The 14,651-nt window shown below is 39.9% G+C and carries 8 protein-coding genes, 1 tRNA gene and 1 pseudogene; 8 read left to right on the top strand and 2 right to left on the bottom strand.

The window, feature by feature from the left end; genetic code table 11:
• Nucleotides 1–53 precede the first annotated feature (53 nt).
• The 7 genes and pseudogenes from RG963_RS07150 (at nucleotide 54) to RG963_RS07180 (ending at nucleotide 9,783) form a co-directional block, all read left to right on the top strand.
• Nucleotides 54–1,289: an HD domain-containing protein gene (locus RG963_RS07150; protein WP_310575586.1), complete on the top strand. Its 1,236-nt coding sequence runs from the start codon at nucleotides 54–56 to the stop codon at nucleotides 1,287–1,289.
• 107 nt (nucleotides 1,290–1,396) lie between these two features.
• Nucleotides 1,397–1,777 carry a prenylated flavin chaperone LpdD gene (gene lpdD, locus RG963_RS07155; RefSeq protein WP_310575587.1) on the top strand — a complete coding sequence of 127 codons (381 nt, stop codon included), beginning with the start codon at nucleotides 1,397–1,399 and terminating at the stop codon, nucleotides 1,775–1,777.
• Entirely contained in the window at nucleotides 1,777–2,328 is a 552-nt protein-coding gene (locus RG963_RS07160; protein ID WP_310575588.1) for a UbiX family flavin prenyltransferase, read from the top strand. The genes lpdD and RG963_RS07160 overlap by 1 nt, the downstream gene beginning before the upstream one ends.
• 151 nt (nucleotides 2,329–2,479) lie before the next feature.
• Nucleotides 2,480–2,554: transfer RNA gene (locus RG963_RS07165), tRNA-Pro, on the top strand.
• Nucleotides 2,555–3,179: 625 nt separating this feature from the next.
• Entirely contained in the window at nucleotides 3,180–4,988 is a 1,809-nt protein-coding gene (locus RG963_RS07170) for a PKD domain-containing protein (protein ID WP_310575589.1), read from the top strand.
• Nucleotides 4,989–6,973: 1,985 nt separating this feature from the next.
• A pseudogene (locus RG963_RS16680) lies at nucleotides 6,974–7,273 on the top strand (PKD domain-containing protein); the annotation flags it as partial.
• A 944-nt stretch (nucleotides 7,274–8,217) separates the two neighbouring features.
• Entirely contained in the window at nucleotides 8,218–9,783 is a 1,566-nt protein-coding gene (locus RG963_RS07180) for a S8 family peptidase (protein WP_310575591.1), read from the top strand.
• A 215-nt stretch (nucleotides 9,784–9,998) separates the two neighbouring features.
• Here RG963_RS07180 and RG963_RS07185 read toward each other — a convergent pair whose 3' ends face one another.
• Both RG963_RS07185 and RG963_RS07190 read right to left on the bottom strand, forming a co-directional pair.
• Nucleotides 9,999–12,140, bottom strand: coding sequence for an ATP-binding protein (locus RG963_RS07185; protein WP_310575593.1), 2,142 nt, complete (start codon nucleotides 12,138–12,140; stop codon nucleotides 9,999–10,001).
• The gene (locus RG963_RS07190; protein ID WP_310575594.1) at nucleotides 12,130–13,464 is read right to left on the bottom strand and encodes a DNA double-strand break repair nuclease NurA; all 1,335 of its coding nucleotides are present in this window, start codon (nucleotides 13,462–13,464) and stop codon (nucleotides 12,130–12,132) included. The genes RG963_RS07185 and RG963_RS07190 overlap by 11 nt, the downstream gene beginning before the upstream one ends.
• A gap of 601 nt (nucleotides 13,465–14,065) precedes the next feature.
• Between RG963_RS07190 and RG963_RS07195 the strand changes: the two genes are divergently transcribed.
• On the top strand, nucleotides 14,066–14,425 hold the full coding sequence (locus RG963_RS07195) for a hypothetical protein (RefSeq protein ID WP_310575595.1): 360 nt from the start codon (nucleotides 14,066–14,068) through the stop codon (nucleotides 14,423–14,425).
• Nucleotides 14,426–14,651: the final 226 nt, after the last annotated feature.

Genomic DNA, 14,651 nt, shown 5'->3' on the forward strand with positions numbered 1-14,651 from the left:
CAGTACCAGAGTAATAGTAACAGCAATATATAATGAAATCTGTCTAAAGAATAATGAAAGTTGTCCTTGACCCCGTACACGGTTACATCGAACTGGACGATTTGATTCAGGAACTTCTTGCCACTCCCCAGATGCAGCGCCTCAGAAGGGTCAGACAGCTTGGATTTTCAAACCTTGTTTACCCGGGAGCGAATCACACCCGCTTTGAACACTCCCTTGGAACAATGCACCTTACATCCATGCTAACCAAAAATCTCGATTCAATTGAAGGGGATAAAAAAACAGAGATAAAAGCGGCATCCCTTCTGCACGACGTTGGGCACGGACCCTTTTCCCATGTTACCGAGAATATAATTGACAGGTACACGCGGCGCAGGCATGATGATGTAAAAGAAATACTGGGAAAGGGCGAAATAAGGGAAGTATTGAACAAATATGGAATTTCCCCAGGAAACCTTGCAAAACACATCAAAGGAGAAACCTCTATAGGACAGATCCTGAGCAGTGAGATTGATGTGGACAGAATGGATTATCTTGTCCGGGACGCACATTACACAGGTGTTGCCTTCGGAGTTGTAGATTATAACCGCCTGATAAATCAAATGAATTTTTACGAAGACCGGCTCGTTGTCGACTATGGAGGATTAAAAGCTGCAGAATCTCTTCTGGTCTCCCGCTTCTGGATGAACACATCTGTCTATTATCATCACGTAACCAGGATCTCAGAAGCTATGTGTTCCAGAGCAGTGGAATACATGATCGAAAATAAGGAGCTTGACCCGTTAAGGCTCAGACAGATGGATGACATAGACCTTGTGGCAGCAATGAGAAATGCAACAGGATCGGGATATGCAGAGGAACTTTCGCGGCAGCTGGATGCACGTAAATTGTATAAGCGGGCCCTGTATGTAGGGCTTGAAGATGTTGGAAAAGGCGTACTCAGGCACCGTGACAGAATACGGAGAGCAGAAAAAGAAATTGCAGAACTCGCCGGGGTTGATCCGCGGTATGTGCTCTTGGATATTCCAAAGACACCTGAAATGTTAGAAATGCGGGCCATGATAAAGACTGACCATAAGATGATCCCTCTTAACGAGGCTTCCCATTTCGTATCCATCCTGCAGGAAGCCCATATGGATAACTGGAGAATGGGGGTATATAGCCTGAGAGAACACTGCGAAGCCGTCGGAAAGGCTGCTAGAGATTATTTTGATGTTAAAAAAGCCACAAAACAGTTTAAACTGAGTGATATCTCAGATAGAAAGGAAAAAGGGGATTTTCGCTCATAGTTTGAGGTTTTAAGGGCCTGAACTTAATAGACGTGGCACCAAATTTATAAAAAGCATAATAAGGCTTGGAATCATCCGGAAAAGCTTGAAACGCTGAGGTAAGAAATTTGTTTCAGATTAAACGGAAAGTCGGCAGAACCGAAATAATACTTAAAGCAAAGAAAATAGGAGAAGATTACCTGCTGACCCTTACAGGTGGAAGGGAACATGTGGGAGCTGTTGCCATAGGGCTTTTTGACGAAAAAAGCCAGAGAACGAGCTCGTCGGTAATAACAATGCCCGGACACCGGGAAGAGCAGCTCGCCCTGAATGGGGCAAGGCAGGTAAGCAGGGCCACGGGTAAGACATCGGTATTTGTTGCCGGCATACATCAGGATAATATCAGCCCTGAGGAAATAAGGGATATAGTCTCAGCCGCGGGGGAAATGGTAGAAAGTTTCATCGCTTTTTATGAAAAGAAGGATAAACTGACAGGGAGAGATGAATAATGGAAATAACGGTAGGGATCAGCGGAGCCTCAGGGATCCAGTACGGAATCCGCCTTCTTGAAGTGCTGGCGGAAAAAGGGATTAAAACCCATCTGATTTTGACTGACGCCGCAAAGCAGATAATCCAAATCGAAACTGATTATACGCCCGAGGCAGTGGAAAAACTTGCAACCTGGAATTATTCCCAGAAAGACTTTTCAGCGCCAATAGCCAGCGGTTCTTACAGGACCGCAGGAATGGTTATTGCTCCCTGTAGCATGAAAACTCTTGCTGCAGTGGCAAATGGGGTATCCGATACCCTCATTACAAGAGCAGCAGACGTCTGCCTGAAAGAAGAGAGAAAACTTATCCTGATGACCCGGGAAACTCCTCTTAATCTTATACATATAGAAAACATGCTTCAGGCTAAAAGAGCAGGTGCAAGTATCCTTCCAGCCTGCCCGGGCTTTTATTCAAGACCCAAAACCCTTGAAGACCTCATAGATATTATGGTAGGGAGAACTCTTGACCTGCTAGGGATAGAAAACGAGATTTATCGGCGCTGGGAGTGAAGGGAAAATAATCTCAGGAAAAACCAGAAATCGGGAAAACAGAGCTAAAGAAGAAATAGAAGGAGTTTTGATGTGAAGAAAAGGAACAACAGATCCATGTTCTAACGAAAGCTATATAAAGGATAATCTCCTTTGTGAGGAGGTACCCCTTGGGATAGTAGGGTAGCTTGGTCCATCCTCGAGCGTTTGGGACGCTTGGACCGCGGTTCAAATCCGCGCTATCCCATTTATATATTATTTCTAATGCTTCTTTTTTAGAACTTTCATTTTTGAAATTTATGTTTTTTTCTTTCTCTTTTCTCTCCCATATCATTTTCATGCAGCAGATATGAGTTACTGATCAAATTTCGTAAAAGAGGGAAATCTATTTTTTGGGTAAATTTAAGTATAATTGTTCTCCTTACAATTTTCGGGAACTTAATTTACAATTTGGTTTTTTTAATTTATTTACGCGGAGTTGAAATTCTAAAGGCATTCTTTTTATTTTTCGTGTCTAAAGACACTGCAGTTTCTACACGGATTCACTGTATTCACGCCAGATCTCTATTAAAGTGATATCAATTAGAAAATTTTTATAAAAACATATAATAAAATGGAAAAGTTTAAAGATAAGTGAGAAATCCTACCTATTAATTTTATTTGCCTTAAAATAAAAATAGAGAAACACAGTTTAACAGGCGGTCTCAAAACTGTATTTAATTTTATAATTGGAATAAAAGGCAGTGCCGAGAATTTGATTTAAATTAAATGTCAAATGTTAAAGAAAAATGGTCTTTTCTTGGAAGAACAAAATGATCTGACTCTCAGAGTTCTATGAAAAATAAGAATACTTGTTAAAAGGAGGGTGCATAGTGAAAATTAATCCAAAATTAATTTGTCTGTCAATAGTTTTTACTGTTCTAGTAGTTATGGCATCAAATGTAGCAGCAGCTGACACCTTAGAAGCTGGAAAGTTAACAAAGGTGGCATCCAATGTTGCATCTGATTCAAATCCCGTCTGGTCTCCAAATGGGAAAGAAATCCTTTTCGCAAAGGGTGCAGGGAATTATGGGGCAAATTTATACAAAGTATTTTCAGATGGTTCAGGAGAAAAGAAATTAGCATCCGATACATACGGGGGCTATGCATGGTCTCCAGATGGGAGCAAGATTTCGTACTATCAAATTATAGATGAAGTTGGATCGTATGACCTATCGCTGATGAACGCAGACGGAACTAAAAAAACTCAGTTATTAAATCCAGTCAGTAATTTGTTTTTCTATATATACAGTTGGTTCCCTTCAAGTTCAAAAATAGCCTATGTCAGTGGCGTTGATAATCTCGGTTCGCTTTATGAAATTAATTCAGACGGCTCAAACAACCATGAAATTGGTGTTAATGTTAATGGCGCAATTGCCGTGTCACCTGATGAGTCAAAGATATTATGTACGAACTGGGACTGGGAGTATCCAGAGGAAATATACGTCCACAGTTTGAATCAAAATAGTGGTTATTATCTAACCGATGGGAGCATATTCCCACAAACCCAATCCTGGCAACCAGAAGTATGGTCCCCGGATGGTAAAAAAATCGTGTACAATTCCGATGAAAATGGAAACTCAGACATTTATACCATAAAAACCGATGGAACCGGAAAAACTCAACTCACATCAGATTCGGCGAATGATGAAAATCCCATTTTTTCACCCGATGGTAAAAAAATTGTATATCTGTCTGACAAAAGTGGAAATGAAGATATATGGGTCATGGATACAGATGGAAAAAACAAAGTGCAGTTAACAACAGATTCAGCAACGGATTCATACCCAGAGTGGAGTCCTGATGGCAAAAAAATTGCTTTTTACTCTGAGAGGGGAGGAGATCTTGGTATATACACTCTTACTTTAGAAAACGGAAACAAACCCATTGCTGATTTCTCTGCATCCCCAACGTCAGGAAATGCGCCATTAAAAGTCAAGTTCACGGATAAAAGCTCAAACTCCCCTACTAACTGGAAATGGAACTTTGGAGATGGAAAAACTTCAACAGTTAAGAATCCTGTATATACATACAGTAAAGCAGGAAAGTATACTATCAGCTTAACAGTAAAGAATGCAGCTGGAACAAATACGAAAACAATAAAGAACTATATAACTGTAAAAACAGCTCCCGTAAAACCAGTTGCTTCATTTTCTGCATCCCCAACCTCTGGAAACTCTCCACTGAAGGTGCAGTTTACTGACAAAAGCACAAACACCCCTACTAGCTGGAAATGGAGCTTCGGAGATGGAAAAACTTCAACAGTTAAAAATCCTGCATATACATACAGTAAAGCAGGAAAATATACAGTCAGTTTAACAGTAAAGAATGCAGCTGGAACAAATACGAAAACAATAAAGAACTATATAATTGTAAAAGCAGCCCCGATAAAACCTGTTGCTGCTTTTTTGGCAGCTCCCACCTCAGGAAATTTACCACTGAAAGTAACATTTACTGATAAGAGTACAGGAGCACCAACTTCATGGAAATGGAGTTTCGGAGACGAAACATATTCAACAACCAAGAATCCTGCACACACATACAGTAAAGCAGGAAAATATACCGTCAGTTTAACAGTAAAGAATGCTGCAGGAAGCAACACTAAAACTATATCTGGATATATTACAGTCTCCAAAAAATGAATTTATTAAATTGATAAACAATAAAAAAGGCCAAAGCTAAAGGGTAGTGGGGGAATTATTTATCAAATATTACAAAACTCACATTTGCCTTGTTTTGTCAGATTTGAGAGCTACCTTTATTGCGGTTTTTAGTAACTGACTTCTAAGGTCCGTTTTTTATAAATTTCTCTTTTGAAGGCTCCAGCACAAAGCAGGAAATTTACAAAAAGTTAGTGTGAATTTTATTTTTTAAAGCAAAAATCAGTTTCAAATCTTTAACGAAAATACAATTTAGTATGAGTTTCCATTTAACTCAATATATACAGGTATAATTATAAAAATCAGACATTCGGGGAAATATAGAATAAATTGAATAAGTTAATGATATATATTTGTGAAAAGATCATAGAAAAATTCTTATATCAGTTAACATATAATATAAATTATAGTTGTATAATCTACAACATTATATAAATATTAAACGTGGGAAAAACGGGGATAAAATTCATTAATTTGTATTCGGGTAAAGAATTTGTCTACCCTAAAATGGTTACTCAAAATAATGGTACATGTAGAGTTTCTAACTTTTGGATTAGAGAAAACTCTGCATAAGTAACACATTTTTAGCATTTTGAATTTAACCGAAGACAAATGAGAAATCTTATTGTTAAGTGGATTTTAGCCTGGAAATAATCTGAAAAAACAGCAGGTTCTCTTGGTTATTTTTTATGAACCTGAGTAAAGGAAGGCAGATAATTTTTCGCTAGCAGGACAAATCCTCCTGCTAGAGTTTATGAAAAGTAATAATAAAATAATAGTAATATAATAAAATAATAATAATAATAATAATAATAATAATAATAATAATAATAATAATAATAATAATAGTAATAATAATACCTGTACGTGTTGAAAGTGAAGGTAATATAGTGAAAATCAACCCAAGAGTGATTTATCTGTCAATAGTTTTTACTTTTCTGCTGATGGCATCAAACGTAGCACTAGCTGATACCATGGAAGCTGAGAAATTAACAAAGGTAGCATCCAATGTTGCGTACGATTCAAATCCTGTTTGGTCTCCAAATGGGAAAGAAATTCTGTTCTCACGGGAAAGTGGGTTGTATAAGGTATTTTCAGATGGTTCAGGAGAAAAGAAGCTCACCTCTACAAAGGGAAGTAATTTTACATCCGATTATGCATGGTCTCCCGATGGAAGCAAAATTTCGTATATCGAAAACAGATATGATGATGCTGAGGGACCCAGGAGTGATTTATGGGTAGTGAATACAAATGGGAAAGGAAAAACCCAATTGCTCGATACGGTATGGTACAGATATTATTATATATACACCTGGTTTCCTACAGGTTCAAAAATACTCTATGCTGAGATTTATGAAGAGATGGGGGGCCCTTATGGGGAAATTGATTCAGATGGGTCCGATAAACATGAACTCGGTTACATAGGTATTGCTGACGGTATTGCCTTGTCACCGGATGCATCAAAGATAACAATTTATGCGCACGGACCGGCTGATATTGACTATTATATTGACAGTGGAAGGATAGGTAAAGATTTGACTAGATTTCGGCCTGGATTAATTGCTCATCAAACTCAATCCTGGCAGTCACAGATATGGTCTCCGGATGGTTCAAAAATAGTATACTATGCCGGAAAAGATGAATCCTATTCTGAAGATGAAAACTCAGAAATATATACTATAAAAACTGACGGTACCGGGAAAACTCAACTTACCTCAGATTCGGCAAATGATGATTCTCCTATTTTTTCACCTGATGGGAGTAAAATCTTATTTATATCGGATAAGACTGGAAGTGAAGATATATGGGTTATGAATGCAGATGGAAAAAACCAAGTGCAGTTAACATCAGATCCAGCATCGGATTCATTTCCGGTATGGAGTCCTGATGGCAAAAAAATTGCTTTTTGGTCTGACAGAGGAGGAAGCAATAGTATATACACTCTTACTCTAAAAAATGAAAACCCACCCATTGCTGCCTTCTCCGCATCCCCAACTTCAGGAAATACGCCACTGAAAGTCAGTTTTACTGACAAAAGTACCGGAGCACCCACATCATGGAAATGGAGTTTTGGAGACGGAACAACTTCAAAACAAAAAAATCCTGCACACACATACAGTAAAGCAGGAAAATATACCGTCAGTTTAACAGTAAAGAATGCAAAAAGCAGTAATACGTTAAAAAAATCAAACTACATAAATGTTATAACTGGAACACGACCGATTGCTGTTTTTTCTGCATCCTCTACCGCGGGAAAAAATCCATAAAGGAAAAGCGTGATGAACAACATACTAATGTCGCCAAAAAAATAGTATGAATTTCCTATTATAGTGGGATTAGGGTTATAAAAAGTAAGAAAGTATTCTATATTCACCCAAATAAAAATGCGTGTATTCTTATTACAGCTAGCTTTTTAAGAAATGGTAAGAAAGATCTATTGATTCAATTTTATTCAAATAGCTAATCCAGTCCGATTCAAGGGGAAAATAAAACTGAGATTCGTACTTCTTAAATGTCAAATTTATAAGCGGTCCTCTAATTCGGTGCGTAACTTAAAACAAAAACCACCAAATTTGAGTTCCTAAAATCGCAATTCTACGGTTTGATTTACGTTTTCCCCTATCGAAAAACAATTTTTTGCATGCCTCAATCGAGCTAAGGAACCTTTGTATAATACTTTTTTTTTGAATTCTTGGTATCAAGCATAAGATTTGCCAACCTCATAAGTATTTTATAGAAGGCCATCTATATTTGATAGAACTGATACACTCTGTAAACAAATCGATCACCTGCGGGTCAGTTACAAAATGTCATTATTCGGACAGCCAAATGTTATTATACTGTTGACATTGCAGGTGCTTGGAAACATGAGTGCGTTAGCTACAAAAGTTATGTTTTTGACCGGAATCCAAAAATCATCAGATTCTGGAACTAAGTAAAAATATGAGATGTTATTATGTTCTGAATTTTCAATTGGCTGCCGTCACTTAAATACTGAAATAAGGATAAATTTTGACGACCTCGGAAGATAATACAAAATCTCTAAAATAGGAATAGTCTTGAAAAGGAGTGTGAATAGGTGCAAAAAAAAGCCGTGAACCCTTTAAAAAAAATGGTTCCTGAATTAATATGTATTATCTGTATGTCATTGGTTTTAATTTCGTTGTTTTCATTTACGGCATTGGCTGGAGATATAAACCTATCCCCCAGTATGAACTCAAATGATAAGATCTCAACAAGTTTGTCTTCAAAAATTGCCGAAACTTCAGCAAGTGAACAAATTCCAGTAATTATATTGCTAGCAGATCAGCATATAGCATTTAATACTGCTAATGGGAAATCTCAAATCGAGAGCGATCAGAAAAATATAATAAAGTTTCTCGAGAATGAAAAATCAAACAACAAAGTAAAAGAAATAAAACCTATTAAAATCGTTAATGCTGTTGCAGCCAGTGTAACACCGGAAGTTTTAGCTTCTCTTGCCGAGAGACCCGACGTTTGGAAGATCGAGCTTGATGAAGTTGTTTCTATCATAGGGCAATCCGAAACTTCCTCCGCAGAAATAGAAGCATCTACTACACCCCAAAATACGATATCTGCAAATGCATGGGGAATTGATAAAATTGGAGCGCCTGCGGTATGGCAGCGGGGTATAAATGGGAAAGGGATAACCGTTGCTGTTGTAGATACAGGAATTGATGCGAAGCACCCCGATCTTGACGACCTTGACGACAATGCCAATACAAACGATCCGAAAGTTGTCGGTTGGATTGACTACATAAACTCGCAGTCGTCTCCTTATGACGATCACGGGCATGGTACTCATGTATCCGGGACCATTTCAGGAACCGGGGCTAACGGTGTGCAAACCGGCGTTGCACCAGGTACACAGCTGATTGCAGCAAAAGTATTCGATGCATACGGTTCGGGATATTCATCTGACGTTATTCTTGCCTTTGAGTGGGCAGTCAACAATAAAGCCCGAATTATAAGCTACAGTGGTGGATCATCCTCTCATTCATCGGCGTACACAACTACAATAAACAATGTTGTGGCAGCAGGTGTAATTCCTGTTATAGCGGCTGGCAATTCCGGACCGGGATCTAGCACAATCTCGTGCCCCGGGGATGAAATAAATTCGTTCACTGTCGGTGCAACAGATTCCTTCGATGTAATAGCATATTTTAGTAGCCGTGGACCCGTTACTCTTGATGGGCAGACATACGTTAAACCCGATTTCTCTGCACCTGGTGTATCTGTCACTTCAACAGTTCCAGGCGGTGGATATGAGGCCTGGTCCGGAACTTCTATGGCAACACCACATGTTTCCGGTACTGTGGCATTAATGCTGGAAAAGACCCCGACTCTTACGCCGTCTGCTGCAAAGCAGAAATTAGAAAGTACGGCTGTAGATCTTGGATCGGTAGGAAAGGATAATGACTATGGTTCAGGCCGGATAAATGCATCTAAAGCGGTGGGTGGCGACACAATACTTCCTGTAGCAAAATTTTCTGCGACACCTACCTCCGGAAAAGCACCATTAACTGTTGCTTTTACTGACAAAAGTACAGGAACACCGACTAAATGGAAATGGACTTTTGGAGACGGGACAACTTCAACAGCCAAGAATCCGAAACATAAATATCTGGTAGAAGGAAACTATACAGTATCGCTTAAAGTAACCAATGATGTAGGCAGCAATACGAAAACAGTAAAAAATTATATAAAAGTCACCCCAACAAATACAAGACCGGGTATATACTCTAAAAACAAATAAAACCTTAAATTGAAAAAACGATAGAAAAGAGATACCGGAAAGGAAGAGATTAAACCACCGGGGATTTAGCCCGGTGGTTATTTAAACTAATTTTCCACATCAAATATATTGAGTTTCAAATTTTTTCGCTGTTGATTTTCATCATGCCGGAATCTTACCCTGCACAACCGAAGAATTATCTCAGCAAACCGGTTAAATATCAGACCTGATGAAGATCAGCGATGTCGGACTACACAATTTGAAAGCCCGACTATTTCCACTATATCACTGTTATCCGGGGAATGGATTATCATCTGTCCTTTCTTAAGATAAGGAATTCTCCGCTCATATTCTTTCGGAACTTTTAGAGATGTAATAGCTGCGTCATTATTGAGGTTAAGGATCAGTTTTGTATTGATCTGTTTGAAAACAGTGTCATCTATATCCTGAGGGTCCTGGGTGATCAAAAAGAGTCCCAACCCTTCTTTTCTGCCCTGGCGGGCTGCATCTGCAAAACGAGAGATAATAAGGCGGGAATGTTCGCCGCTTGCTCTGGAGAGATAGCGGTGAGCTTCATCCAGCGCCAGGATTATAGGAGTTTCTTTAATGGCGTCAGTGCCCGATGTGCTGAGCTTGTTGTCCACTATCAGGCTCATGATCGTAAGTACTATAAGATCCCTGATTCTCGGAGCGCTTATGTATTCGGTAGGGAAAACCGAAATCTGCCCTGGCTTGAATATCCTGTCTAAAATGTCGATAATTGAGGTTGCATCCTGATCAAAAACCTTCGAGAAGAATTTGCTCTTTACTCTCCTAGCAATCCCATCATAGGACGACTCATGAAGCTTTCCACTGTCGACATAATAGGAACGAGTGCCCTCATTCTCTATATGGTTGAGGAAATTCAGGTAAGTATGGGGCACGCTGGACTTGAAAAAATCACCAAGAAGCACTTCAAGCCCTATGAACTGGAGTTCGGACATCCCGGCTGCTGCAATAAGCCAGGAATTGTATTCTACAAGGGAAAAAGGAATAGTAAACTCGATCTGCTCAGCTCGTGACTTGTCCCCGGCATATTTCTGCCCACCGACCTTTGCTACAAAAGCTTTTGTAGACCGGACCCGGCCGTAAGTCACATTTTCGGATTCGAACCCGAATTTATCGTCCTCATTAAGGGTCTCGTTGTCCTCAAAAAGCTGGGAATATTCATCCTGGGGATCCATAATTACCAGGCAGGAGTTTTTCCAGGCTTTATCAGGAGAACTCCTCAGCCTGTACCTGTTATTTTCTGTCATGAACTGGCGGAGGATATTTTTTGAAAGGAAGGTCTTTCCTGTCCCGGTGCTCCCGCAGATCAGCATATGCCTGAAAATAAGGGGATCACCCATTGAATAGTCATTTCTGAGGTAATATGCAACTGTTTCGGGCTCGGAATGGGTTTTCAAAAGTTCTCCCCCAACACTGAGGTGCCCGAGAAAAATACCATCTTCAGGAATATTAAGCCCTGTTTGAACCTCAAGCCTGTCAGTGACAGGCAGGATGGGAGTGTTAGGCCGTGGAATTCTGTCTGCCATCCTCCGGGTAAGTGTGCCTTCTGTCTTCCGGTACAGAATACAGAGCGGATCAAGGCAGGCAAGGAACTTGTAATCTTCTTCTTTTACAGGGGTTGCACGGGCACTGAGCATACGCCTAGAATGAATCTCAGTTGCGTCGTCTACCACAAACTCCTGCCTGTACTGGAGTTTCCCTACTCTGGCAAAGAGCTTTTCTCCACGCTCATAGGGTACGACAACATACGTCCCGAGCCGGATCTCATTCCGCCTGGCAGATGTAATATAGCCAGTGATTACAGCTCCTGAAGGGGTGATTTCGAGAGGGTCTAAACCTGTAGTAACAATTCCGAAGGCTTCTGAAGATGCGGAAATATTCCGGACTCCATCATCATAATCGGCAAAGGCTTCAAAGGGAAGGCTTTTTTTTTCGGAATTCATGAAGGCATGAGATTCAAGAGAGGCTTCTGGGAAAGACAACGAAGCAGTTTCAGGAACGGATTCAGAAGAGCCAAAAATAGTTCCTGATACTGTTTTTGGAAGAATTTCAGATACGTTTTCCGGATAATCTTTCCTCAGAGCTTCGGGTAAAGAGGCCAGTAATTTTTCGGGTGTGTCAGGTGTGTCAGGTGTGAGTATTGTAGCCAGATCAGAAGCACCTTCAAGAGAATTCACGGCGCTATCCCTGATGTTATTTTCAGGATTTCCTTCTTCACGGATATCTTTTAAGCCTGCATTTTCTTCTGCTCCTGAATTCATTGGAGGAACCAGATCCTTTTTAGGCCTTTCGGAGACAAAAGCCAGAATATCGGCATCTTCATATTTCATTGATATTACCCCACCGAGTATCATTATAACTGACATCAGGAGTCATGTTTTCAAAGAATTTATCGATCTCTTGCCTCTCTACTTTTCTGATTTTTGCGAGATAGTCTGCCTTTATAAGGGTAAGGGGAAAACCATGCAGAGAAAGGTCAAATAGCACTTTTTTGGTAATTTGCATACGGAAGAAATCATCCTTGACAAGCCCGTAAGGGGCTTCGACTTTGAAGACCACATCCTTCGAGGGCACATAAAGCATGAAAAAACAAAGGGCATAATCCTCAGGTGAAAAACTGTGCCTGAGTTTCTGCTGGAGCATATCGGCAGCTGCAAGGGGTGAAGTCCCATTAAGCAGCCTTTCATAAAACCTATTGGGCTGCAAGAACCAGTTAGTGTAAGTAATGTAAGCATTCCTGGAACCAGTATGCTTGCCGTTCTTCCCGTTATTTTTCGAAGTACTTCCACCGTGTCCGGACATACTATCAATTTTCTCGGGGGAGAGAAGATTCCGGAAAAACTGGGAATCAAGCATCCATGGCAGGTCGAAGGATTCCCTTTTCTTCCGGACGCTGTCCATAATCTGCATGTCAGTAGGATTTTTTACAAACCCGATCACAGGCATCCGCTTTTCCAGAAAATGATCCATGATATCTATGTAATTCTGAAGGATTTTCCGGGCATCATTGTTCTGCCGGACTTTTACTTCCTCGTCATCCAGTACCATCCAGTACATGAGCTGTTTTGGGTAAATCGGTCCGTCCATTATGAAAAAGCTCTCTGCTTCCACCCTGTCTTTCATGAAAAGAATATGCTCGGATTCTGCGAGGTACATGGCAAAACTGTGCACCATGTCAGGAGCCTTTCTTTTCAGCTCGTCAGGAGCAATTGTAACCAGTTTTGCCCTTCCGAGCCCTTCATCAAAGGTTTCCCAGCCTGATGTGGCCTGCATAGCTACTCTCTGGGAAGAAGAATAAGCAGCACATACTATTGTTCTGCATCTCTGGATATCGAGGTCAGTAGGTGTTGCAGCCAGCCCGCAGTGGCAGAAGTCTACAAAAAGCCCGCTGTCATAAGTCATGGGGTTAGTACTTCCGCTGTCACAAGCATAAGTAACCGGATACGGGTCTTCGCCCTGTGCCATAAGCTCAGTCCTTACAATCCCCCGGAAGAGTCTGCCGATGGCCTTAAGGATGACCTTCCCATCGAGCTTCAACTCCTCAAGCAACGCATAGATATCTATCGCCGTATTGAGCTCCTCAAACTCAAACGACCTGTCAATCCTTTTTGCAAGCTCCGAGATCTTATGCATATGCACGGGCTCAAGGGTCATAAATAGAAGATGCTTCAAGGAGTGATATATTTGTTGAGTGAAGAGGAACAAAATTGAAAACAGATTTCAGAAATAAGTCTTCTATTTTTAATAAAAGTAATCTCCCGCAAAATCAGAGGAGCTGGTTTCAAAATTTCTATTCTTTATGTTTGTGACCAAAAGCAAATATTCCATTTAGTTCAATTGATTTTGATTTATTACTGAGAAATATTGGCTCAGAGGGATTGAAGGTAATTTTGAAACTAGCTCAGTAGCAAGAACGAAATGGAATCAAGATTTTGGGATGAGCTCTTTAATAACCGATCCAAAAATGAACAACATTAAGTGAATAATTGCAAAAAACACAAACATGAAGCTTAAAAAGAAAAAACGGAAAATTCAGGCTTACAACTTTATAAAAATGGGTAAAAATGGTTCAAATGGGGGAATCCCTACAAAAGAATAAAATGCCTAAAACTCCTCAGAACTCTTTGAGATATTCATGGCCAATTCGGAGGCAGATACATAGAGAACTTAAACCTGTGTATCTATTGTGGAAATTCAACACTCGAATTGAAGTACAAGAGGTTTTTTGATGAAAAAAATATGTCTTTTATTAGTCATGGTGCTAATCACTAGCGGATTTAGCGGTTGCATCGGACAGGAACAATCCGCACAAGATAATAATACATCAACACCTTCATATAATAATAACCAAACTGGGCATTCTGGTTTCTGGTCAATGCTGTTCTGGTCAAGTCTCTGGAACAGACACGTAACACCTAATATCCGGGCTGCAAAATCTCACATTAACCCCAACACTGCAACAAAAACGGATGCCCCTGACCCCTCCAAAAATGTTGACGCAAAAGACCCAGTAGACTCAAAAAATAAAAACTCAGTAAGTCCAGATGCCGGAAACAAACCAAAACCGAAAGTAAAAACAACCACCCCACGAATTAAGCGAAGCAGAAGACGTTAACGCCTGCTCGAACGTGGTCATAACCCCCAATTAATTTTTACATTTTTTGATACCACCTTTAATAATGTTTAATGATAACGTTTATGTGTAATTTCTAAAAATCTCTTTGTAAGCTCCATATACTACCCTCCAGAAATACGAAAAATGTATGGCCATATGGCTTAGAAATGACTTTTTTAGAAATGATTTTTTCTCAACATCGTCTAAAGCTTCCTAACTAACTTAG

The organism is Methanosarcina baikalica (assembly GCF_031461075.1).
Classification (GTDB): domain Archaea; phylum Halobacteriota; class Methanosarcinia; order Methanosarcinales; family Methanosarcinaceae; genus Methanosarcina; species Methanosarcina baikalica.

What these genes read in the sequence shown, in the direction of transcription:
- RG963_RS07150 (WP_310575586.1), top strand. Translation starts at nt 54, where the DNA reads ATGAAAGTTGTCCTTGACCCCGTACACGGTTACATCGAACTGGACGAT.
- RG963_RS07180 (WP_310575591.1), top strand. Translation starts at nt 8,218, where the DNA reads ATGAACTCAAATGATAAGATCTCAACAAGTTTGTCTTCAAAAATTGCC.
- RG963_RS07190 (WP_310575594.1), bottom strand. Translation starts at nt 13,464, where the DNA reads ATGACCCTTGAGCCCGTGCATATGCATAAGATCTCGGAGCTTGCAAAA.
- RG963_RS07195 (WP_310575595.1), top strand. Translation starts at nt 14,066, where the DNA reads ATGGTGCTAATCACTAGCGGATTTAGCGGTTGCATCGGACAGGAACAA.
- RG963_RS07160 (WP_310575588.1), top strand. Translation starts at nt 1,777, where the DNA reads ATGGAAATAACGGTAGGGATCAGCGGAGCCTCAGGGATCCAGTACGGA.
- RG963_RS07185 (WP_310575593.1), bottom strand. Translation starts at nt 12,140, where the DNA reads ATGAAATATGAAGATGCCGATATTCTGGCTTTTGTCTCCGAAAGGCCT.